The following is a 21,152-nucleotide window of genomic DNA, read 5'->3' on the forward strand; positions in this document are numbered from 1 at the left end:
AATGCCCTCTCCGCCCCCCTTTCTGCGCTCTCCCCCCCTCTCTCCTCGCTCTCTGTCCGCCCCCCCCCCCCCCCCCCCCGTTGCCCCCCCCCCCCCCCCCCCCCCCCGGGGTTCACCGCGGTTCGGGCCGCCAGTAGCCGACCGCCAGCGCCGCGACCAGCACGGCCGCGCCGCACCACGCCGTGACGCCCAGCCGTTCCCCGAACAGCGCCGCGGAGAGCACCGCCGCCGTCAGCGGTTCGAGGACCGCCGACAGCGCACCCAGCACCGGGTGCGCGTCCGCCAGGCCGCGCAGGTACGCGGCGTAGGCGAGCGCGGTCGGGACGGCGCCGAGGTAGCAGGCCACCACGAGCACGTCCGCGTGCAGCGGCAGCGCCATGCCGGACCAGCTCGCGAGCGGGGTGAGCAGCACACCGCCGACGAGGCAGCCGAACGCCGTCGTGGGCAACGGTTCGAGGCCTTCGACCGGCTTCGCGGTGAGCATCGTCAACACCGCGAACCCGGCCGCCGCGAGGAGGGCGAACGCGAGACCGCCGACGAGGTGGGCGGGTTCGTCGGGCGACCAGCGCAGCAGCACCAGCCCGGCGAGGGTGCCGGCCACGGAGACCAGCGTCCAGCCGCGGGGTTTCCTGGCGCCGGCGAGGGTGACGACGACCGGCGCGGCGCCGATCGTCGTCATCGTCGCGAGGCTGACCGAGCTGAGCTCGACGGCGGCGAAGTAGCTCGCCTGGAACAGCGCGAACAGGCCACCCACGGCGAGCAGCCGGATGACCGCTTCACGGCTGCGCGGCAGGGCGCCGCCGTTGAGGAGGACGAACAGCGTCCCGACCGCGCCGCCGACGAGCAGCCGGTAGGCGGCGACGGCGAGCGGGTGGAGGTCGGCGAGCCGGCCGAGCAGCGAGCCGGCGAGGCCGCCGGTGCCCCACAGGACACCGGCGAGGACGAGCGCGGCCGACGAACGGGCGCGCACGGTTACCGATCCGGCCAGAAGTAGGCCGACTCCTCGAGCGGCAAGCGACTGTCGCCACGCGAGCCGTTCGGCCGTGGCTGCGGTCGGATCGGTAACGAACAGCACAGTAGGGCGAGAGACATCGGAAGAACGCTCCTGCGTCGAAGGAAAACGGAAGTCGACGACGCGGGGCGGCGGGCACACCGGAAAAGCCGCGGGCACTCAGGCCACGTGGCGGAGGACCACCCCGCTCAGGCGCGGGGCGGTGGGGTGACGAAGAGGATTCGGCGCACGAGGGCGAACGTAGCGGGGACAGCGGAACGCGGCCACCGGTTTTCCGGTGGCCGCGTTCGCTCGGCTCAGTCCAGGTGGGCCAGCTGCTCGCGCAGCGTGTCGAGCCCCATGCCGCCCATCTTCAGCGCCTCCGTGTGGAACCGCTTGATGTCGAACGCGCCGCCGGCCCGGCCCTGGGCCTCCGCACGCGCCGCCAGCCAGAGGCGTTCGCCGATCTTGTACGCCGGGGCCTGGCCCGGCCAGCCGAGGTAGCGGTCGATCTCGTCGCGGACGTGGGCCGGGTCCGTGATCGTCCTCGTCAGCATGAACTCCAGACCCAGCTCGGGTGTCCACCGCGAACCCTCGTGGAAGCCGGTGCCCGACGGGATCTCCAGCTCCAGGTGCATCCCCAGGTCGACGACCACGCGCGCGGCGCGGAAGAGCTGCTCCGACAGCATGCCCAGCAGGTCGCCGTCGTCGGAGAGGTAGCCCAGCTCCTCCATCAGGCGCTCCGAGTACAGCGCCCAGCCCTCCGCGTGGCCCGAGGTGAACGCCATCAGGCGCTGGTACTTGTTCAGCACCTCCGACTGGTCGACCGCCGTCGCGATCTGGAGGTGGTGGCCCGGGGCGCCCTCGTGGTAGACCGTGCTCGTTTCGCGCCAGGTGACGAACTCCTCGCGCCCGGCCGGCAGGGACCACCACATGCGGCCCGGACGGGTGAAGTCCTCGCTCGGCCCGGTGTAGTACGCGCCGACGCCGCCGCCCGGCGGGGCGATCAGGCACTCCAGCGCCATCACCCGGTCGGAGATCTCGAAGTGCTTGCCGCGCAACGACTTCAGCGCGTCGTCGGAGAGGCGCTGCATCCAGGCCTCGAACTCGGCGCGGCCCTGGATGCGGTACCGCGGGTCGGCGTCGAGGTGGGCCGCGGCTTCCGCCGGGGTCGCGCCCGGCTTGACGCGGTTCGCGACCGCGCGCAGTTCGGTCTCGATGCGGGCGAACTCCGCCCAGCCCCATTCGTAGGCTTCCCGCAGGTCCAGCGCGGCGCCGACGAAGTACCGCGACCAGAGGCGGTAGACGTCCTCGCCGACGGCGTCCTTGACCGGGGCCTTCGGGGCCAGCTCCGCCCGGAGGAACCCGGCGAACTCCGCGAACGCCTCCTCGGCGGCCCGCGCGCCCTGGGCAAGGTCGGCCTTCAGCGCTTCACCCTGCGAAGCCGCTCCGCCGATGAGCTCGCTGAAGTAGCCCTTCTCCTCCTGCAGGCCCGCCCACGTCTCGCACTGCTCCGCCACCTTCGCGACCTGACGCAGCGCCGCGACGCGCCCCGCGTCGGCTCCCGCCAGCAGGCCGGTGCGGACGCCCGCCAGCGCCTGCGGCACCTCGCCGATCCGGGCGGCGACGACCGACCAGTCCTGCTCGGTGTCGAGCGGCATCAGGTCGAACGCCATCCGCAGCTCCTGCACCGGGCTGGAGATGACGTTCAGGCTCGCCACGTCGAGGCCGGCTTCGTGGATCTCCAGCTCCAGGCCGACGCGCTCGGTGAAGACGGCTTTCGCGGCGCGCTCGGCGGCGTCCCGCGGCTGCGCTGCGGTCACGGCGGAGAGCGCCCGCGAGGCCAGTGTCGCGCGCTCGCCGAACCCGTCCGCCGAGTAGTCGGTCAGCCGGTGGTCGTGCCCGATGATGCCGTGGGACGTCGCCGCGACCGGGTCTGCGGCCGCGTAGTCCTCGACGTAGCGGTCGCAGATGCCGTTTACGCCCTCGGTAGCAGTAGAAGCCATGTGGCGCACGCTACCGGTCCACTACCGGCCCGTGGTACGGACTTCTTTCGGGGGTCCGGGTGGCGAAGCCCCCGGCCCGGGGCGACGCCCCGGTTGTCAGAGCCTTAAGTGCGGGCCGGGACCAGTCCGAGGCGGGCGATCACCTCGCGCGTGGCCTTGGATCGGTTGAACGTGTAGAAGTGCAGGTTCGGCACGCCCTCGGCGATCAGCTTCTCGCACAGCTCGGTGATCACGTCGATGCCCGCGGCGCGGAACGCCTTGGGGTCGTCGGCGAGCGGCTCGAGCCGGTCGAGCAGCTTCGCCGGGGCCGGCGCGCCGGACAGCTTGATCGTCGTCTGCAGGGTCCGCAGCGTGGTCAGCGGCATGACGCCGGGCAGCACCGGGACGTCGCAGCCGGTCGCGGCGACGCGGTCGCGCAGCCGGAGGAAGTCCTCGGCGTCGTGGAACAGCTGCGCGATTGCGAAGTCCGCGCCCGCGCGCAGCTTGCGGACCAGGTACTTCGTGTCCGTTTCGAGGTCGGCCGAGCGGGGGTGGCCGTAGGTGGACGCCGAGACGCCGACGCAGAAGTCGCCCAGCTCGCGGACGAGCTGGACCAGCTCTTCGGCGTAGTTGAGGCCTTCGGGGTGCGGGATCCATTCGCCGTAGACGTCGCCCGGCGGGTCGCCGCGCAGCGCGAGGATGTTGCGGACGCCGACCGAGGCGTACCAGCCGATCACGTTGCGCAGCTCGGCGACGGAGTGGTTGACCGCGGTGAGGTGCGCCATCGGCACCAGCGTGGTCTCGGTCGCGACGCGGGCGATGCTGCGGATCGTGCCGTCGCGGCTGGAGCCGCCGGCGCCGTAGGTGATCGACATGTAGGCCGGGTCGTACGGTTCGAGCTCGCGGATCGCCTTCCACAGGACGGCTTCGTCCGCCGTGTCCCGGGGCGGGAAGAACTCGATGGAGAACTTCGGCCCGTCGCCGCGCAACCGCTCGATCACCGATGTCATACCCGAATGTTAAGGGGCCGTGCCCGGCGGGCGGGAGACTAGACTGTGCTCTCACCCTGGGGAGAGCGCGATGAGAGACGACGACGCCGGCTGGGACGAGGACGTGCGCCTCGCCGTTTACCACGCTTTCGCCGATCGGGGCCGCGCGCCGACCGCGCCGGAGCTAGCCGACGCGGCGGGCGGGTCGCTGGCCGTCGCGAAGCAGGCGTTGCACCGCCTCGCCGACGCCCACCACCTGGTGCTCGACGACTGTGAGCACGTCGTGCTGGCGCATCCCTTCGCCGCGAAGTCGCTGGGCTTCTCCGTGATGGGTTCGCGCACGCTGTGGTGGGGCGGCTGCGCGTGGGACTCCTTCGCGATCCCGCACCTGGTCGAGGCCGAACCGGAGGTGCTCGTCGCGACCCGGTGCCCCGGCTGCGAGGAGCCGCACGCGCTGGTCGTGAACCGGGCCGCGCCGCCGGCCGGCGCGCAGGTGGCGCACTTCCTGGTGCCCGCCGCGCGGATGTGGGACGACGTGCTGCACACCTGCGGGCACCAGCGGCTGTTCTGCGGCGAGTCCTGTGTGGACGAGTGGCTGGCGCGGACCGGGCAGGACAAGGGGTACGTGATGGACCTCGGCACGCTCTGGCGACTCGCGCGCGGCTGGTACGCGGGCCGGCTCGAGCGAGGCTACCGGCGTCGTGAGCCCGACGGCGCGGTGGAGTACTTCGCGGAGGCGGGCTTGAGCGGGCCGTTCTGGGCGGCTCCGGCCAGAGTCTGATTCGCCACATCCGGGAGCCCCGGCGGCCCGGCCGGGCGCGGGTTCGGCGAGTATTACGGGCATGGACACGCCCGTTTCCGACGCCGAGCTGCCCGCCCACGTCGAGCGCGCGCTGGCCGGGTTCCTCGACCGGGCGAGCGCGCGGATCGTCGGGACCGAGCCGACCGTGGCCGCCGGGATCGACGCGCTGAGCGGGTTCGTCCTCAACGGCGGCAAGCGGCTGCGCCCGACGTTCGCCTGGTGGGGCTGGCGCGGCGCGGGCGGCGACCCGGCGGGCCCGGACGCCGAGGGGGTGCTGCAGGCGGTGTCCAGCCTGGAGCTGATCCAGGCGTGCGCGCTGATCCACGACGACCTCATCGACTCCTCCGACTCCCGCCGCGGGTTCCCGACCGTGCACATCGCGGGTGCGAAGCTGCACGCCGACCAGGGCTGGCTCGGCTCCCCCGCGACGTTCGGCCTGGCCACCGCGGTGCTGGTCGGCGACCTGGCGCTGGCCTGGGCCGACGACATGTTCGCCGACGCGCCGCTGCCCGCCGAGACGCTCGCCGCGGCCCGCCCGGCGTGGCGCGCGATGCGCACCGAGGTGCTCGCCGGGCAGTACCTCGACGTCCGGACGCAGGCCACCGGCGACGCCTCGCCCGAGGCCGCGCTGAAGATCGACCGGCTCAAGACGGCCGCCTACACCGTGCAGCGGCCGCTGCACCTGGGCGCCGCGCTCGGCGGGGCGTCCCCCGAGCTCATCGAGACGCTGCTGGAGTTCGGCGGCGAGGTCGGCGTCGCGTTCCAGCTGCGTGACGACCTGCTGGGCGTCTTCGGCGACCCGTCGGTCACCGGCAAGCCGGCCGGGGACGACCTGCGCGAGGGCAAGCGCACCCTGCTCGTCGCGCTCGGCCTGCGGCTCGCCACCGAGAAGGGCGAGGAGGCCGCGGCCACCGTGATCGCGGACGCGATCGGCGACGCCGACCTCTCCGACGAAGAGGTCGAGACCGTCCGGATGGCGCTGCAGCAGGTCGGCGCGGTCGACGCCGTCGAGCGGCGGATCGACGAGCTGACCACCGCGGCGATGGCCGCGCTCGAGCGCGCGCACCTGGCCGAGCCCGCGCCGGAGGCGCTGACCGGGCTGGTCGTCAAGGCCACCCAGCGGACGTACTGACGTGCGGCGGACGGACGGGCCCACCGACCACGTGGTCGTGATCGGGGCCGGGCTGGCCGGGCTTTCGGCGACTCTGCACCTGCTCGGCGCGGGCCGGCGCGTCACGCTGCTGGAACAGTCGGACGTCCCCGGCGGCCGCGCCGGGCAGGAGAGCTTCGACGGCAACGCCGTGGACACCGGCGCGAGTGTGCTCACCATGCCCGAGCTGCTGGCAGAGGCGTTCGCCGCGGTCGGCGAGCCGCTGGCCAAGAACCTGCGCCTGACCAGGCTCGACCCGGCGTACCGGGCCCGCTTCGCCGACGGCAGCACCCTGGCGCTGCACACCGACGGCGACGCGATGGAGGCGGAGATCCGCGCCTTCGCCGGCGCGCGGGAAGCCGCCGGCTACCGGGCGCTGCGGCGCTGGCTGACCGAGCTGTACACCGTGCAGAAGGACCGGTTCCTGAGCACGAACTTCGACTCGCCGCTCGACCTGGCCCGGCCCGAGCTGGCAAAGCTCGCCGCACTCGGCGGGTTCGGCCGGCTCGGCCCGCGCGTCGGCCGGTACCTGCTCGACGAGCGCGTCCGGCGGCTCTTCTCGTTCCAGTCGCTCTACGCGGGTCTCGACCCGGCCCGCGCGATCGGCGCGTACGGCGTCATCGCGTACATGGACACCGTCGGCGGCGTCTACTACCCCGAAGGCGGGATGGGCGAGATCGGCCGGGCGCTGACCGCCGCCGCCGCGCGGGCGGGCGCGGACGTGCGGTTCGGCACCGAGGCGGCGTGGCTCGAGCGGGTCGACTCGCGAGTGCGCGCGGTCCGGACGCGCTCGGGTGAGCGGATCGCCTGCGACGCCGTCGTCCTCGCCACCGAGCTGAGCTCGGCGTACCGGCTGATCGGCGCGCGGCCCCGGCGGCCGGTGCCGTTGCGGTACTCGCCGTCCGCCGTCGTCCTGCACGGCCGGACGACGCGGGCGTGGGACCTCGGGCACCACACGATCTTCTTCGGCGCCGCCTGGGAGCGGACGTTCGCCGAGATCATCCGCGAGGGGAAGCTGATGAGCGACCCGTCGTTGCTGGTCACGCGGCCGACGGCGACCGACCCCGGCCTGGCCGGGCGCGGCGGCGAGATCGTCTCGGTGCTCGCGCCGGCGCCGAACCTGCGTCGCGGGCCGATCGACTGGGAGCGCGTACGCGAGCCGTACCGCGAAGAGCTGCTTCGGACGCTCGAGGCGCGCGGGCTGACCGGGTTCGGCGACGACTTCACCATCGACGAGACGATCACCCCGGCGGACTGGGCGGCCCGCGGGCTCGCGGCCGGGACGCCGTTTTCGCTGGCGCACACGTTTGCCCAGACCGGCCCGTTCCGGCCGGCGAACCTGGTGCGCGCGGCGGGCAACGTCGTGCTCGCCGGCTGCGGCACCACCCCCGGCGTCGGCATCCCGCCGGTGCTCATCTCCGGACGACTGGCGGCGGAAAGGATCACCGGCCGGTGACAGACTGTGACGATCGTTCCCGATCCGACCGGCAGTCACGGCGGAAACCCTCGCCTCAAGCGGATCGGCTGCGGGCCGTGTCCGCCTGCTTTCGGCCGAATCGGGAACTCGACGCCGCGGGCATCTTCTCGCCGGACCTGCGGGCCGCGTACACGGAGTGCCGCCGCATCAACGCCCACCACGGGCGCACGTTCTTCCTGGCCACCCGGCTGCTGCCGGCGCGGGCCCGGCCGGCCGCGCACGCGCTCTACGGGTTCGCGCGGATGGCCGACGAGCTGGTCGACAACCCGGCCCCGGGCAGCGACCCGGCGGCCGAGCTGGACCGCGTCGCGGCGATGGTGGACGTCGTCTTCGAGGGTGGCACCCCGGCCGACCCGGTGCTCGTGGCGCTGGCCGACACGGTGCGTCGTCACGGCATTTCCCGGGGCCTGTTCGACGCGTTCCTCACGTCGATGCGGATGGACCTCAAGCCGCTCGAGTACCCGACGTTCGCCGAGCTGGGTGAGTACATGTACGGCTCGGCCGCGGTGATCGGGCTGCAGATGCTGCCGGTGTTCGGCACGGTCGGCGCTTTGGCCGACGCCGAGCCGGGCGCGATCGCGCTGGGCGAGGCGTTCCAGCTGACGAACTTCCTGCGTGACGTCGGCGAGGATCTCGACCGCGGCCGGCTGTACCTGCCGTTGACGGAGCTCGCGGCGTTCGGCGTCACGCGTGAGCTGCTGGAGCGGCGGCGCCCCGACCCGCGGATCCGGGCGGCGCTGGCGTACTTCGTCGCGCGGACGCGGGCGGTGTACCGGCGGGCCGAGGCGGGTGTTCCGTTGCTGCGCCCGGAGTCGCGGCCGTGCGTGCGGACGGCGTTGAAACTGTACGAGGGAATCCTCGACGAGATCGCCGCCCTGGACTACGACATCCTCACGCGGCGCGCGGTGGTGCCGAAGTCCCGCAGGCTGGTGGTCGCACTACCCCCCTTGGCCGTGGTCTGGGCGCGCGAGACCTTCGGGGGCGGTCGTAGGCTCGGATCATGACCGAACGACGCATCCGGATCGGCTTGCAGCTCCAGCCGCAGCACGCCGACTACGACGCCATCCGGCGCACCGCTTCCGCCGCCGAGGACCTCGGGGCGGACATCGTCTTCAACTGGGACCACTTCTACCCGCTGTACGGCGACGCCGACGGAAAGCACTTCGAGTGCTGGACGATGCTCGGCGCGTGGGCGGAGTCGACGTCCCGGGTGGAGATCGGCGCCCTGGTGACCTGCAACAGCTACCGCAACCCCGAGCTGCTGGCCGACATGGCCCGCACGGTCGACCACATCTCCGGCGGCCGGCTCATCCTCGGCATCGGCTCCGGCTGGTTCGAGAAGGACTACGACGAGTACGGCTACGAGTTCGGCACGGCCGGCGGCCGCCTCGACGACCTGGCGGAGTCCCTGCCGCGCATCGAGGCCCGCCTGGGCAAGCTGAACCCGGCGCCGACCCGCAAGATCCCGGTCCTGATCGGCGGCGGCGGCGAGAAGAAGACGCTCAAGCTCGTCGCGAAGCACGGCGACATCTGGCACGGCTTCGGCGACCCGGAGGTCGTCGAGCGCAAGGTGAAGATCCTCGACCGGCACTGCGCGGACGTCGGCCGCGACCCGGCCGAGATCGAGCGCTCCTGCGGCGTGCAGGGCGAGCCGGACGAGCTGGGCCCGAAGCTGCTGGACCTGGGTGTCACGACGTTCACCGTGGGTGTCGGCGGGCCGGACTACGACCTGAGCAAGCTCGAGGCGTGGGTCGCCTGGCGCGACAAGAACAACGGCTGAAGTTGGTTCGTGAAGGCCGCCTTGAGGAAGTTCAAGGCGGCCTTCACGGCTTTTGGGCCCGATGCGCCGCAACACGCTCCCGCGTAGCGCACCGCGACGAGCAGAACCGCCGCGTACTCCCCCCTCCCGTATGCGCGAACGGCTTCCCGCACGACGCCGAAGCGCACAACCCGCCCGGGACGTCCTGACGCTCCGCCAGCAGCGATGCCAGCCCCAGCGCCGAGGACGTCACCAGCCACGCTCCCCACGGCCCGTCGTCCGCCGCGTCCGCGTGCAAGTGCCAGCCGTAGCCCTCCTCGTGGTCCGTCAGCCGCGGAGGGCTCGCGTACGCCGCGAACAACCGGTTCAGCACCGAAGCCGCCGAAGCCGCGTCGCGCGCCGAGAACACTTCGCGCAGCTCAAACGCCGCCGAGCGCAGCTCCGCGACGTCAGAGGAAGACAACTGGACCGACGGTTCCCCGTGCGCATGAAGGACACGCGCCACCGAAGCCGGGTCGGGGTCCGGAAGCAGCAGGACCTCCAGCAGGTCGACAGCGCGCTGGACGGAATCTCGGTGCGGAAAGGCCATACCCCACTGTAACGTCTTGACCATGATAAGGCGTTACCTGATCGGGGCCACCCTCGCCAGGACCGGGGACGAGCTGTCCGGGCCCGCGCTGCTCCTGCTGGGCCTGACCGCCGGTCCGCACGCCGGGTCCGCGTTGCTCGCCGGGCTGACCGCGGCCGCCGCCGTGGGTGGGCCCGTCTTCGGCGCCCTCCTCGACCGCAGTGCCGCGCCGGGACGGCTGCTCGCCGTCGCCCTCGCCGGGTACGCCGGCGGGATCGCCCTGGTCGCCGCCACCTTCGGGCACCTTCCGCTCGTCGCGGTGGTCGCCGTGGCCGCAGTCACCGGGCTGCTCAACCCCGCCGTCGCGGGCGGGTGGACCGCTCAGCTGCCTTCGGTCGCCGGCGCCGGGCTCCAGAAGGCCAGCCGGCTCGACGCGCTGACCTTCACCGCCGCCGCCCTCGCCGGGCCGGGGCTCGCCGGGCTCCTCGGTGACGCCGGGCTCGGGGTCGCCGTCGTCCTGGTCGCCGTGGCCGTCCCGGTGGCGTGGAAGCTCCCGAAAAGCAAGCCCGCGACGAGGACACACCTCAAGGACGGCTTCACGGTTCTGGTCACCAACACACCGCTGCGGCGGGCGACCCTCTCGTCGTCGCTCTCCTGCGCCGGCATCGGGATGGTCACCGTCTGTTACCCCCTGCTGGGCGCGGCGCACCTGCGCGGCCCGGCCGACGGCGCGCTGCTGCTGACCGTGCTCGCGACGGCGTCCCTGCTGGCCAACGCGGTTTTCGCGAGGCACCCGCTGCCGTGGGCGCCGGACCGCACGGTCTGGCTGAGCACGCTGGTCCTCGCGGCGAGCTTCACCCTGGCCGCGCTCGCCCACGACGTCGTCGCGCTGGTCGCCGCGGCCGCGATCGCCGGGCTCGCCGAAGGACCGCAGCTCACGGCGTTGTTCGCGATCCGGCACCGTGAGGCGCCCGCGCACGTGCGCGCCCAGGTGTTCACGACGGCCGCGAGTGTGAAGATCACCGGGCTGGCGGCCGGGGCGGCTCTCGCCGGACCGCTGGCGACGTGGTCGCTCCCGGCGTGCCTCAGCGCCGCGGCGGCCGTCCAGTTAGGCGCCGCGGCGGTGTATCTCCGCCGGTCAGAAGGCCATCGCCTGCGCGCGCCGCTTCACCTCGGTGCCGTGGCTGGTGCGCAGCGCGTTGACCGGGGTGCTGCCCGGCAGGGTGTCGTCGGCGGTGAACAGCCAGCGGAGCATCTCGGTCCGGGAGAACCCGGAGTCCGCGAGCACCGTGATCGTGCCGGCGAGCCCCTTGACGACGCCGTCCTTCACGAAGAAGGCCCCGGGCACGCAGAGTTCACCACCGCGCTTCAGCGCGATCAGCTGCCCGTCGCGCAGCATCTGCCGGACCTTGTTGGTCGACGTCCCGAGGGCCGTCGCCACCTCCGGCAACGGGAGGACTGCGACAGCGGCGTCGAGGATGTCTTCGGCGACAGGAATCCCACTCACAGGTGACACTGTGCCACATTCCGTCCCCTCACCCGCTAGTGCGCACGGGTGACCCGCGAGGTCTCCTCCACGACGCGTGTGCGGTTCCGTACGATCCTTACTCGTGACACGCACCCATCCCAGCCTGGCCGGCACGCTCCTCGAGCGGCGCTACCGGGTGGACCGGCTGCTCGCGCACGGTGGCATGTCGTCGGTCTACCAGGGGACGGACACCCGGTTGGACCGCCCGGTCGCGATCAAGATCATGGACCCGCGCTTCGCCGACGACCGGTCCTTCGTGGACCGGTTCGTGCGGGAGGCGCAGTCCGCCGCCCGGCTGCACCACCCGAACGTGGTGGCGGTGCACGACCAGGGCGAAGAGGGCGGCCTCGCCTTCCTGGTGATGGAGCTCGTCGACGGCGGCACGCTGCGCGACCTGCTGGACGAGCAGGGCCCGCTGGACGTCGCGCTCGCGCTGAGCGTCGCCGAGCCCGTGCTGTCGGCGCTGGCCGCCGCGCACCGGGCCGGGCTGGTGCACCGCGACGTCAAGCCCGAGAACGTGCTGATCGGCCGGGCCGGGCCGCACAGCGGCGGCGGGGTGGTCAAGGTCGCCGACTTCGGCCTGGTGCGGGCCGTGGCCAGCGCCGGGACGACCTCCTCGAGCGTCATCCTCGGCACGGTCGCCTACCTCTCCCCCGAGCAGGTCACCACCGGCGCGGCCGACGCGCGCGGCGACGTCTACTCGGCCGGGATCCTGCTCTACGAAATGCTCACCGGCCGCGCGCCCTACACCGGTGACACGGCGATCTCGGTGGCCTACCGGCACGTCAACGACGACGTCCCGCGCCCGAGCGAGCTGCGCCCGGACCTGCTGCCGGCGCTGGACGAGCTGATCACCCGCGCGACCCGGCGCGACGCCGCCCTGCGGCCCGCCGACGCCGGGGAGTTCCTGACCGAGCTGACCGCGGTGCGCGCGCAGCTGGGCCTGCTGCCGGTGACCGTGCCGATCCCGGTGACACACGGCCGCGGGGACGACGTCGCCGACACCGAGCAGACGACGCGGATCCCGGCGGTGCGCCCGGACGTCGACCGGACCATGCCGGTGCACCGCCCGAACGCGACGCGGGCGCTGAGCCACCCGGCCACCCCGGCCCCGGGCATCACCCAGCAGGTGCCGCCGGTGCGGCCGCCGCGCCGCCGGAGCGAGCCCGAACCCGAGAAGCCGAAGGACAACCGGAAGCGGATCGCGGTGATCGCCGCCGCGGTGCTGCTGTTCGGCGGGCTGGTCACGGCGTTCGTCTTCATGCTCACCGACACCGGCGGCGACAAGACCGCGACGGTGCCGAAGCTGGTCGGGCTGAACCAGGCCGCGGCGGGTGACGCGCTGCGGGCGGCGAAGCTGACCCCGCAGTTCAGCCAGGAGTTCGACAACTCCGTGCCGTCGAACACGGTGCTGCGCGCCGAGCCGGCCGAGGGCACCACGCTGCAGCCGAACTCGACGGTGTCGGTCGTGCTGTCGAAGGGCCGCCCGGCGGTGCCGGACATCCGGCCGGGCACCGCGCTGCCCGACGCCGAGCAGGCGATCAAGACCGCGCAGCTGACGCCGGTCCGCGGGACGGACGACTTCGACGCCGACGTCCCGCAGGGCGCGGTGATCCGCACCGAGCCGGCCGCGGGCAGCCAGCTGAACATCGGCGGCCAGGTGACGATCATCGTGTCGAAGGGCCCGATCCCGCTGCCGCCGGTCCCGGACGTCACCGGGCGGAGCAAGGACGAGGCGTTCCAGCTGCTGCAGCAGGCCGGCTTCGAGCCGTTCCAGGCGGGTGAGGAGTTCAAGCAGGACGTCCCGGGTGGCGCCGTCACCCGGACCGACCCGCCGGCCAACGCGCAGCCGAAGGAAAAGCGGATCGGCGTCTTCGTGAACAACGCCGTCCAGGTGCCGGACGTCCGGTTCCGCTCGTTCGACGACGCCCAGAAGATCCTCGAGCAGGCCGGGCTGAAGGCCGACCGCGACGGCGGCCGGGGTGGCGGGCGCGGCGGCGGCTTCGACTTCGTCTTCAACCAGGACCCGCAGCCGGGCACGTTCGTGCAGAAGGGCAGCAAGGTCAAGCTGAAGGGCTTCGGGGGATGATCGGCAGCCGTGGCCGCGTGACCGGCACGATCGGCCCCGGCCTCATCGGCGAGGTGCTCCTGAACGTCCGGGGCGGCACGGAGGCGTTCTACGCCTACCCGGTCGACCCGGACGCCACCTTCACCTCCGGCACGCAGGTGCTCGTCGTCGACTTCGAACCCCCTCGCACGGTTTATGTCGAACGGTGGCAACCACTGAGCCGCTAGCGGCGTCGAAGGGCTACCAACAACAGAAGAGCGAGGGGTGTGGGAGGCCAATGAACATCCTGCTGATCGTCGGCATCGCCGTCGTGGCCGTGATCGTGATCTTCGGACTGCTCCGGATCCTGTACAAGGTGGCGGAGCCGAACGAGGCGCTGATCGTGTCCGGCTGGGGGATCCGGGTCGAGCGCAGCGAGACCGCGGACAGCCTGGGCTTCAAGATCATCACCGGTCGTGGCGTGAACGTCATCCCGGGGTTCCAGACCGCCCGGCGGCTGTCGCTGGACACCCGGGGCGTCAACCTGCAGGTCTCGTGCGTGACCCGGCAGGGGCTGCCGGTCACCGTGCGGGCCGTGGTGATCTACAAGGTCGGTGACGACTTCTCGTCGATCGCCAACGCCGCCCGCCGGTTCCTGGACCAGCAGAAGGGCATGAACGACACGATCCACGAGCTGTTCTCCGGGCACCTGCGCTCGATCGTGGGCGGACTGACCATCGAGGAGATGATCCACAACCGGGACGCGCTCACCGGCGAGGTGCGCCAGTCCTCGGCCACGGAGATGATCAAGCTCGGCCTGATCGTGGACTCCCTGCAGATCCAGGAGATCGACGACGAGTCCGGCTACATCCTCAACCTCGGCAAGCCGCACGCCGCCGCGATCGCCGCGTCGGCCCGCATCGCCGAGGCGCAGCGCGACCAGGAAGCCGCCGAGGTCGAGCAGATGTCCGCGGCGAAGAAGGCGGCCGCGGTCCGCGAGAGCCAGATCCAGCAGGCCGGCTACCAGGCCGAGGTCGACCAGGCGCGGGCGAAGATGTCCCAGTCGGGTCCGCTGGCCGAGGCGACCGCGCGCCAGGAGGTCGTCGTCCAGGAGACGCGGGCGGCCGAGCTGGAGGCGGCGCTCGCGGAGCAGCGGCTGCAGTCTCAGGTCCGCAAGCCGGCCGACGCGAAGGCGTACGACACGCGTACGACGGCCGACGCGGCCCGTGACGCTTCCATCGCGAAGGCCCAGGCCGAGGCGAAGGAGACGGAGCTTCGGGCGGCGGCGGACGCGACCCGCGTCAAGACCGCGGCCGAGGCCGAGGCGCAGGCGACGAAGGCCCGTGCGGAGGCGGCGGCCGGGGCGACCCGGGCGACCGGTGAGGCGGAGGCGGCCGCGGCCAAGGCACGCGGTCTCGCCGACGCGGAAGCTGCGAAGGCGAAGGGTCTCGCCGAAGCGGAGTCAGCCCGGGCGAAGGGCCTGGCCGAGGCGGACGCCATCAAGGCGCGCGCCGCGGCGCTGGCCGAGAACCAGGAGGCCGTCGTCGCCCAGCAGCTCGCCGAGCGCTGGCCGGAGATCGTCGAGGCGGGCGCGAGCGCGTTCGGCAACATCGACCACATGGTCGTGCTCAACGGCGCCGACGGCATGTCCGACATGTTCGCCAAGGCGCTGTCGCTCGGCGGAACCGGTCTCGGCCTGGCCCGCCAGCTGATGGACTCCATGGGGAAGCCGGCCGAGAAGGAGCTCGACGAGTCCGCCCGGCGCAACGGGGAACTCAAGTTGAGCGAGTAGTTCGTCACGCTGCGTACGGCCTCTGTGTCCCGGATCACGGGAGGCAGGGGCCGTACGCCCGTTCGGGGGCGGAAATTCCCGGGCGGTTGTCCTACCGTGGGCGCATGGTGCCGGACAGCTCGTCGCGGACCGCCCGATGACCTTCTTCACCGGCGGTCCTCGTGAGCGTCCCCTGTTCCCCGTCCCGGAGCAGGAGCTGTACGCGTTCAGCGGCCGGCACTGGACCGACGCCCCGCGCGAGCACATCGTCCCGGCCGTGCTGCCGTGGGCGCAGCCGCTGGGGCGGTCCGAGCGCACGGTCGTCGCGCTCCGGACCGTCGAGGTGTGGCCGGAGGCGGTCACCCTGCGCATCACGGTGTACTCCCGCGACAGCCTGGTCGACGACCCCGGTGAAGGGTTGATCGACCACCGCCGGGTACCCGACTACAACGGCCTGCTGATCGGCGTGCTCTACGCCGACGGGAGCCGGGCCAGCTCGGAGACCGTCTCCGTCCCCTCGGCGAGTGAGCCGGACGGGCCGGTGCTGCGGGCGCAGGCCGTCGGCGGGACGCGGTTCGCCGTCGAGCACGAGGTGTTCCTCTGGCCGCTGCCGTCGGCGGGGCCGCTCAAGCTGGTCGTCCAGTGGCGCGACCGGGGCATCGAAGAGACGCGGACGACGCTGGACGGCGGCGCGATCCGCGCCGCGGCGAAGGACGCCGCGGAGATCTGGCCGGGGCTGGGCAAGCGGCAGGCGAACGGCCTCCCGGTGCGCCGGGTCGGCAAGCAGGTCACGCTCACCCCCGAATGGGGGACCGCGGCCGTGGTGCGGGCGGAGCAGCGCGATCCCGCCCCTGGTGAGTGAAAACTCCTGATCTGTGACCCCGGGCACCGCGGCCCGGGGTATCTCGAATGGATGAATGGGGTGGGTAGTTAGCGTCGTGGAAACACTTCGACCACCCGTTCGTCATGTCGGGCTGGTGCAGTGGAATCTCCTCCCCCCGACGCACGTGGCCGTGCACACCCGCGAACCCGGATGGGAAAGGTCGCTCATGGCAGGCTCGCCGCTCAGCGCACTCGATGTCGCTTTCCTTTGCCTGGAAAGCGAAACCACCCCCATGCACATGGGCGCGGTGGTCACCTTCACCCCGCGCGGCCCGGTGGATCCCGCTGTGCTGACCGATGTGCTCGCCGACCGGGCCGCCCAGCTGCCGAAGCTGCGTCAGCGGGCGCGCGCGGAGCTGTTCCCGCCGGGCTCGGCCAGCTGGGCCGACGACCCGGAGTTCGTTGCCGCGCACCACATCCACCACGCGCCGCTCAGTTCGCTGTACGAACCGGACCCGCTGGCGGCGTTCGCGTCGCGGTGGATCGCCGAGCCGCTCGACACCAGCCGTCCGCTGTGGGACCTCACGCTGGCCACCGGGCTGCCGGACGGCCGGTTCGCGCTGCTGCTGAAGCTGCACCACGCGCTCACCGACGGCGCCGGGGCGTACGCGGTGGCGGCCGGGCTGCTCGACGGCGTCAAGCTGCCGGAGCGGATCGCGGCGCCGTCGCGGTCGATCCCCGCGCCGCGCTCCACTTTGGACACGGTGAAGGACGCGCTGGGCACGGCGTGGGGCCAGGCGAACGAGACGGCCGGGATCGCGTCGTCGCTGGTGCGCGCCGCGCGGCCGCCGCTGTCGCCGGTGTCGGCGCCGCCGTCGGCCGAACGGCGACTGGGGTTCGTCCGGCTGCCGCTGGCGGAGCTGCGCGAGGTGCGCCGGGCCCACGGCGGCACGACGAACGACGTCGTGCTGGCGGTGCTTTCCGGCGCGCTGCGCGAGTGGCTGGTGAACCGCGGCCACCGCGCCGACGGCCGCACGCTGCGCGCGCTGATCCCGGTGAGCGTGCGCGGCCGCGCGGGTGACCAGCTCGGCGGCAACAAGCTCTCGGGGTACCTCTGCGACCTGCCGGTCGGCGAGGACGACCCGGTCGAGCGGCTGCGCGTGGTCCGCCGCGCGATGACCCGCAACAAGGCGGCGGGCCCGAGCCGCGGCGCCGGGGCGCTCCCGCTGCTGGCCGGCCGCGTGCCGCCGTTGCTGCACCGCCTGGGCACCCGCCGGGCGGGGCAGGCCGCGCCGATGCTGTTCGACCTGGTGATCACGACGGTCCCGGTCCCCCCGGCCCGCCTCTCCCTGGACGGCGCCCGGCTGGCCGAGATCTACCCGTTCGTCCCGCTGGCCCCGCGCCACGCGGTCGGCATCGCGGTGGCCACCTACCGCGACGCCGTCCACATCGGACTGCAGGTCAACGGCGCGGCGGTCCCGGACGTGGGCTCACTGCGGGACGCGGTGCTGAAGTCCGCGTCCCGCCTGCTCGGCGCCTCCTGACGCCGAGCGCTGTCAGCCGCGGAGCATCTCCGCGACCAGGAACGCCAGCTCCAGCGACTGCTGGGTGTTCAGCCGCGGGTCGCACGCCGTCTCGTAGCGGCCGGAGAGGTCGATGTCCGAGATCTCCTGGGCGCCGCCCAGGCACTCCGTGACGTCTTCGCCGGTCAGCTCCACGTGGATGCCGCCAGGGTAGGTGCCCAGCTTGTTGTGCACCTCGAAGAAGCCCTGGACCTCGTCGACGATGCGGTCGAAGTGACGGGTCTTGTACCCGGTGGACGACTCGTGCGTGTTGCCGTGCATCGGGTCGCACTGCCAGATGACCTTGTGCCCGGACGCCTCGACCTTCTCGACGATCGCCGGCAGCACCTCGCGGACGTTGCCGTTGCCCATCCGCGCGATCAGCGTCAGGCGGCCCGGCTCGTTGCGCGGGTCGAGTCGCTGGACGTACTCGAGCGCCTGCTCCGGCGTGGTCGTCGGGCCGATCTTCAGGCCGATCGGGTTCGACAGGAGCTCGGCGAACGCGATGTGCGCGCCGTCCAGCTGGCGGGTGCGCTCGCCGACCCAGAGGAAGTGCGACGACAGGTTGTACAGCTTCGGGTTGGCCGCGTCCGCCTTGTCGAGCCGCAGCATCGAACGCTCGTAGTCGAGCAGCAGCGCCTCGTGGCTGGCGAAGATCTCGGTCGACTGCAGCGACGTGTCGGTGACGCCGCAGGCCGACATGAACCGCAGGCCGCGGTCGATCTCGTTGGCCAGCGCCTCGAAGCGCTGGGCCGCCGGCGAGGCCGACACGAAGTCCTTGTTCCAGTCGTGCACCTGGTGCAGGTCGGCCATGCCGGCGCCGGTGAGGGCGCGCACCAGGTTCATCGCCGCGCCCGCGTTGGCGTAGGCGCGGATCATCCGGCCGGGGTCGGGCACGCGCAGCTCGGGCTTGGCGACCAGCGAGTTGATGATGTCGCCGCGGTAGACCGGCAGGCCCAGCGCGTCGGTGGCCGCCGAGCGCGGCTTGGCGTACTGGCCGGCGATGCGCCCGACCTTGACGACCGGCAGGCTCGCGCCGTAGGTCAGCACGACCGCCATCTGCAGCAGGGTGCGCAGGTTGGAGCGGATGTGCGGCTCGGTGTTGGACTCGAACGTCTCCGCGCAGTCGCCACCCTGCAGGAGGAAGGCCTCGCCGTTGGCGACCATCGCCAGCCGGTCCTTGAGCCGGTCGATCTCCGCGGGCACGGTGATCGGCGGCACGCTCTCCAGGACACCGCGGACCCGGCGGGTCGCGTCCGGATCGGGCCACTCCGGCTGCTGCGCGGCGGGGAGGGCCAGTGCTTGGTCGAGCCGTTCCCGCAGTTCGGGCGGGAGCGGCGGCAGTTCGGGCAGTGTGTCGACGGGGACGTCCACAGTCCAGTTCACGACACCCAGGATAAGGTTCCCGCCGCGCTTCGCTCCCCCCGGTCGGCCCCGGGACGGCGATTGCCGGATGGCGGACCCCCGAACGGGCAAGAACCGTCACTCGAGGGAAACACCCCGTCACGCAGATAACGCAGCACTACGTCGTTGCCGCAGGCGTTGTCCCGCGTGAAGACACCGTGCCCGCCGGCGTCGACGGTCACCATGCGCGCCCGGTTCCCGAAAGCCGCTCGCGTTTCGCGTGCTCCCGAAAGCGGGGTCGCCGGGTCGCGCCGGTTCTGCACGAGCAGCACGTCCGCCGGGCCGGGGCCGCCCACCCGCACCGGCGGCTCGGTGCGCTCGACCGGCCAGAACGCGCACGGGTTCACGTTCGCCGCGGCCGGGCCGAACATCGGGTGCCGCACCCGTTCGCGCTCGACCGCACGCTGGTAGTGACCGACCTGCTCCGGCCAGTCGGAGTCGTTGCAGATCACCTGCAGCTGCAGCGCCGCGCGGGTGTCGCCGTCGAGCGGCCCCGCCGCGGCCCGCGCCGGGCCGGCCCACTCCGCGGCCAGCGCGGGGAAGAACGCGTCGTCGTAGAGCCCGTTCCAGGTGTCAGAGCGGAACTCCGGGCTCCGCACGGCGGCCAGCTCGGCGAACTTCGCCGTCACCGCTTCCGGTGTCCCGCCCAGGTGGTAGACGTCGTCACGCGCGGCGGCCCAGGCCGCGAAGTCCGGGAACCGGTCGGCGAAACCTTCGGCGAACCGCTGGTTCGCGACGACGTCGAGGCCTCGCGGCCCGAGGACGCTGTCGAGCACGATCCGGTCGCTGCGAGCGGGGAACATCGACGTGTAGGCGGCGCCGAGGTAACTGCCGTACGAGACGCCGTAGTAGGAGATCTTCTTCTCCCCCAGCGCTTCCCGGATCCGGTCCATGTCCCGGGCGGTGTTCGCGGTGGTCATGTGCGGCAGCAGGTCCGCCGTTGCCGCTTCGCCGCACTTCTGCGCCACCACACGCGCCTTCGCCGCGGTGGTGACGACGTCACGCGGGCCGTCCGCGTACGGGCCGAGCACCGCGCCTCGCTGCTCGGGGGTCATGTCGCAGGTCACCGGCGTGCTGTAGCCGGTGCCGCGCGGGTCGAAGCCGATGACGTCGTAGGCGTCGGGCAGGCCGGTGCCGCCCATCCGCGCCTGCAGCTGCGCGGGCATGGCGAGCGCGGGGCTGCCCGGGCCGCCGGGGTTCATCAGCAGCACACCGCGGCGCTTGCCGGGGACGGCGGTGTGCCGGGAGAGCGTCAGCTCGATGGTGTCCCCCGGATGGGCGTAGTCGAGCGGCACGCGCAGGGTCGCGCATTCGAGCCCGGCGGTGGGTGAGGGCGACATGCCGTAGTCCGGGCAGGGTGTCGTCCAGGTGAGCCGCGGCGCCGCGGCCGCCGGCGGCGCCGCGAGCAGGGGCAGGAAAACCAGGAGGGCCGACAGTCTTCGCATGCTCCGAGCCTGGCCCGGCAAGCCCGCGCGGACGTCAGCCCAGGGGCCGGACTCCGTGGTCCTCCCCTGGGCTGACGCGCCTCACGCGGCTTGCGCGCGGTTGTAGAGGTTCTGCGCGTCGGCGCCGAAGTACGGCCCGAACATGTATCCGGGAAGGAAGATGTAGCCGAAGCTGTTCACCGAGGCCTGGACGCCGGTGCCGGTCGCCTCGCTGAACGACAGGAACCACGGGCCGCCGCTCGAGCCTCCGGTCATGTTGCAACGCATCCCGTGGTCCTTCGTGAGCAGGAAGTCGGTGAAGGTGGTTCCGCTGCAGTAGTCCAGCTCGGTGCCGTCGTAGGGCGCCTCGGCCGGGTAGCCGAAGGTGTACATGCTCTGGTTCTTCGGCTGGTTGAAGGCGATGCCCTGGGCCCCGACGACGTCGGTGAGCCGCTGCCCGTCGAGCGGGTTCACCACGGCCGTGCCGACGTCGTAGTTCATGTCCTCACTGGCCTCCCACTGCGGGGTCGTCAGCGTGGTCTTGGCCGCCCACTGGCCGTAAGGCGCGTTGCCGTTGTCGTACCCCGGGACGAAGGTCCACTGCGTGTGCCAGGTGCCCCTGGTAAGAACACGCGCCCGGCGGTGTGGGTGACCTGGCCGCCGCCGGTCCAGACGCCCCCGCCGTTGGGGATGCTCTGGATGACGGCGCTCTGTCCTTTCGCCACGCCCTTCGGCGTGAAGGCGGGCGCTCGGACGAGGTTGTCCATCGGGACGGCCGCCCGCATCGCATCGGGCGTCCAGAAGGGTTTCGGCGCGGCCTGGGCGGGCGCGCCGACCAGGGCGAACGCGAGGGAGAGGACGGCGGCGACCACC

At 72.7% G+C, this 21,152-nt stretch carries 19 protein-coding genes and 1 pseudogene; 10 read left to right on the top strand and 10 right to left on the bottom strand.

The features are described from left to right. Positions 1–112 precede the first annotated feature (112 nt). The 3 genes from ACZ61C_RS17790 to ACZ61C_RS17800 form a co-directional block, all read right to left on the bottom strand. A complete protein-coding gene (locus ACZ61C_RS17790) occupies positions 113–988 on the bottom strand; it encodes a DMT family transporter (RefSeq protein ID WP_465308274.1) in 876 nt (291 codons plus the stop codon). 320 nt (positions 989–1,308) lie between these two features. Further along, positions 1,309–2,997 carry a DUF885 domain-containing protein gene (locus ACZ61C_RS17795; RefSeq protein ID WP_465307907.1) on the bottom strand — a complete coding sequence of 563 codons (1,689 nt, stop codon included), beginning with the start codon at positions 2,995–2,997 and terminating at the stop codon, positions 1,309–1,311. Positions 2,998–3,101: 104 nt separating this feature from the next. Then, a complete protein-coding gene (locus ACZ61C_RS17800) occupies positions 3,102–3,986 on the bottom strand; it encodes a methylenetetrahydrofolate reductase (protein WP_465307909.1) in 885 nt (294 codons plus the stop codon). Positions 3,987–4,056: 70 nt separating this feature from the next. Between ACZ61C_RS17800 and merB the strand changes: the two genes are divergently transcribed. From merB to ACZ61C_RS17825, 5 genes are all read left to right on the top strand, one after another. Beyond that, entirely contained in the window at positions 4,057–4,746 is a 690-nt protein-coding gene (gene merB / locus ACZ61C_RS17805) for an organomercurial lyase (protein ID WP_465307911.1), read from the top strand. Between the two features lie 61 nt (positions 4,747–4,807). Further along, positions 4,808–5,899, top strand: a complete 1,092-nt coding sequence (locus ACZ61C_RS17810; protein WP_465307913.1) for a polyprenyl synthetase family protein — start codon at positions 4,808–4,810, stop codon at positions 5,897–5,899. A gap of 1 nt (position 5,900) precedes the next feature. Continuing rightward, positions 5,901–7,373: a phytoene desaturase family protein gene (gene crtI, locus ACZ61C_RS17815; RefSeq protein WP_465307915.1), complete on the top strand. Its 1,473-nt coding sequence runs from the start codon at positions 5,901–5,903 to the stop codon at positions 7,371–7,373. Positions 7,374–7,450: 77 nt separating this feature from the next. Further along, positions 7,451–8,398 (top strand): phytoene/squalene synthase family protein, encoded by a 948-nt coding sequence (locus tag ACZ61C_RS17820; RefSeq protein ID WP_465307917.1) that lies wholly within the window; start codon positions 7,451–7,453, stop codon positions 8,396–8,398. Then, positions 8,395–9,174 (top strand): LLM class F420-dependent oxidoreductase, encoded by a 780-nt coding sequence (locus ACZ61C_RS17825; RefSeq protein WP_465307919.1) that lies wholly within the window; start codon positions 8,395–8,397, stop codon positions 9,172–9,174. The genes ACZ61C_RS17820 and ACZ61C_RS17825 overlap by 4 nt, the downstream gene beginning before the upstream one ends. A gap of 43 nt (positions 9,175–9,217) precedes the next feature. Here the strand turns inward: ACZ61C_RS17825 and ACZ61C_RS17830 are convergent, their stop codons facing one another. The 4 genes from ACZ61C_RS17830 to ACZ61C_RS17845 all read right to left on the bottom strand — a co-directional run bounded on the left by ACZ61C_RS17830 (position 9,218) and on the right by ACZ61C_RS17845 (position 11,228). After that, the gene (locus tag ACZ61C_RS17830) at positions 9,218–9,742 is read right to left on the bottom strand and encodes a CGNR zinc finger domain-containing protein (protein ID WP_465307921.1); all 525 of its coding nucleotides are present in this window, start codon (positions 9,740–9,742) and stop codon (positions 9,218–9,220) included. A 360-nt stretch (positions 9,743–10,102) separates the two neighbouring features. After that, the gene (locus tag ACZ61C_RS17835; protein WP_465307923.1) at positions 10,103–10,333 is read right to left on the bottom strand and encodes a hypothetical protein; all 231 of its coding nucleotides are present in this window, start codon (positions 10,331–10,333) and stop codon (positions 10,103–10,105) included. Positions 10,334–10,405: 72 nt separating this feature from the next. After that, on the bottom strand, positions 10,406–10,720 hold the full coding sequence (locus tag ACZ61C_RS17840; RefSeq protein WP_465307925.1) for a hypothetical protein: 315 nt from the start codon (positions 10,718–10,720) through the stop codon (positions 10,406–10,408). A gap of 139 nt (positions 10,721–10,859) precedes the next feature. Next, entirely contained in the window at positions 10,860–11,228 is a 369-nt protein-coding gene (locus tag ACZ61C_RS17845; protein ID WP_465307927.1) for an Rv2175c family DNA-binding protein, read from the bottom strand. 103 nt (positions 11,229–11,331) lie between these two features. Here ACZ61C_RS17845 and pknB point away from each other — a divergent pair, with 103 nt between their 5' ends. The 5 genes from pknB (at position 11,332) to ACZ61C_RS17870 (ending at position 17,433) form a co-directional block, all read left to right on the top strand. After that, a complete protein-coding gene (gene pknB, locus ACZ61C_RS17850; RefSeq protein WP_465307929.1) occupies positions 11,332–13,338 on the top strand; it encodes a Stk1 family PASTA domain-containing Ser/Thr kinase in 2,007 nt (668 codons plus the stop codon). Further along, complete coding sequence (locus tag ACZ61C_RS17855) at positions 13,335–13,544, top strand: hypothetical protein (protein WP_465307931.1); 210 nt, start codon at positions 13,335–13,337, stop codon at positions 13,542–13,544. Before pknB ends, ACZ61C_RS17855 begins: the two co-directional genes overlap by 4 nt. A gap of 50 nt (positions 13,545–13,594) precedes the next feature. Then, on the top strand, positions 13,595–15,088 hold the full coding sequence (locus tag ACZ61C_RS17860) for an SPFH domain-containing protein (RefSeq protein ID WP_465307933.1): 1,494 nt from the start codon (positions 13,595–13,597) through the stop codon (positions 15,086–15,088). A gap of 136 nt (positions 15,089–15,224) precedes the next feature. Continuing rightward, the gene (locus tag ACZ61C_RS17865) at positions 15,225–15,929 is read left to right on the top strand and encodes a hypothetical protein (protein WP_465307935.1); all 705 of its coding nucleotides are present in this window, start codon (positions 15,225–15,227) and stop codon (positions 15,927–15,929) included. A 253-nt stretch (positions 15,930–16,182) separates the two neighbouring features. After that, positions 16,183–17,433, top strand: coding sequence for a wax ester/triacylglycerol synthase family O-acyltransferase (locus tag ACZ61C_RS17870; protein ID WP_465308276.1), 1,251 nt, complete (start codon positions 16,183–16,185; stop codon positions 17,431–17,433). Positions 17,434–17,445: 12 nt separating this feature from the next. Here the strand turns inward: ACZ61C_RS17870 and ACZ61C_RS17875 are convergent, their stop codons facing one another. The 3 genes and pseudogenes from ACZ61C_RS17875 to ACZ61C_RS17885 all read right to left on the bottom strand — a co-directional run bounded on the left by ACZ61C_RS17875 (position 17,446) and on the right by ACZ61C_RS17885 (position 21,151). Continuing rightward, the gene (locus tag ACZ61C_RS17875) at positions 17,446–18,849 is read right to left on the bottom strand and encodes a class II 3-deoxy-7-phosphoheptulonate synthase (protein WP_465308278.1); all 1,404 of its coding nucleotides are present in this window, start codon (positions 18,847–18,849) and stop codon (positions 17,446–17,448) included. After that, positions 18,834–20,300 (bottom strand): alpha/beta hydrolase, encoded by a 1,467-nt coding sequence (locus ACZ61C_RS17880; RefSeq protein ID WP_465307937.1) that lies wholly within the window; start codon positions 20,298–20,300, stop codon positions 18,834–18,836. Before ACZ61C_RS17880 ends, ACZ61C_RS17875 begins: the two co-directional genes overlap by 16 nt. Before the next feature lie 81 nt (positions 20,301–20,381). Next, a pseudogene (locus ACZ61C_RS17885) lies at positions 20,382–21,151 on the bottom strand (trypsin-like serine peptidase). Between the last annotated feature and the right edge of the window lies 1 nt (position 21,152).

Source organism: Amycolatopsis sp. NPDC104587, assembly GCF_055583645.1.

Bases quoted from the DNA above. Each gene is read 5' to 3' on its own strand.
- ACZ61C_RS17860 (WP_465307933.1), top strand. From the start codon at position 13,595: ATGAACATCCTGCTGATCGTCGGCATCGCCGTCGTGGCCGTGATCGTG.
- ACZ61C_RS17795 (WP_465307907.1), bottom strand. From the start codon at position 2,997: ATGGCTTCTACTGCTACCGAGGGCGTAAACGGCATCTGCGACCGCTAC.
- ACZ61C_RS17825 (WP_465307919.1), top strand. From the start codon at position 8,395: ATGACCGAACGACGCATCCGGATCGGCTTGCAGCTCCAGCCGCAGCAC.
- ACZ61C_RS17855 (WP_465307931.1), top strand. From the start codon at position 13,335: ATGATCGGCAGCCGTGGCCGCGTGACCGGCACGATCGGCCCCGGCCTC.
- ACZ61C_RS17830 (WP_465307921.1), bottom strand. From the start codon at position 9,742: ATGGCCTTTCCGCACCGAGATTCCGTCCAGCGCGCTGTCGACCTGCTG.
- ACZ61C_RS17865 (WP_465307935.1), top strand. From the start codon at position 15,225: ATGACCTTCTTCACCGGCGGTCCTCGTGAGCGTCCCCTGTTCCCCGTC.
- merB (WP_465307911.1), top strand. From the start codon at position 4,057: ATGAGAGACGACGACGCCGGCTGGGACGAGGACGTGCGCCTCGCCGTT.
- ACZ61C_RS17800 (WP_465307909.1), bottom strand. From the start codon at position 3,986: ATGACATCGGTGATCGAGCGGTTGCGCGGCGACGGGCCGAAGTTCTCC.
- ACZ61C_RS17880 (WP_465307937.1), bottom strand. From the start codon at position 20,300: ATGCGAAGACTGTCGGCCCTCCTGGTTTTCCTGCCCCTGCTCGCGGCG.
- ACZ61C_RS17870 (WP_465308276.1), top strand. From the start codon at position 16,183: ATGCACATGGGCGCGGTGGTCACCTTCACCCCGCGCGGCCCGGTGGAT.
- ACZ61C_RS17810 (WP_465307913.1), top strand. From the start codon at position 4,808: ATGGACACGCCCGTTTCCGACGCCGAGCTGCCCGCCCACGTCGAGCGC.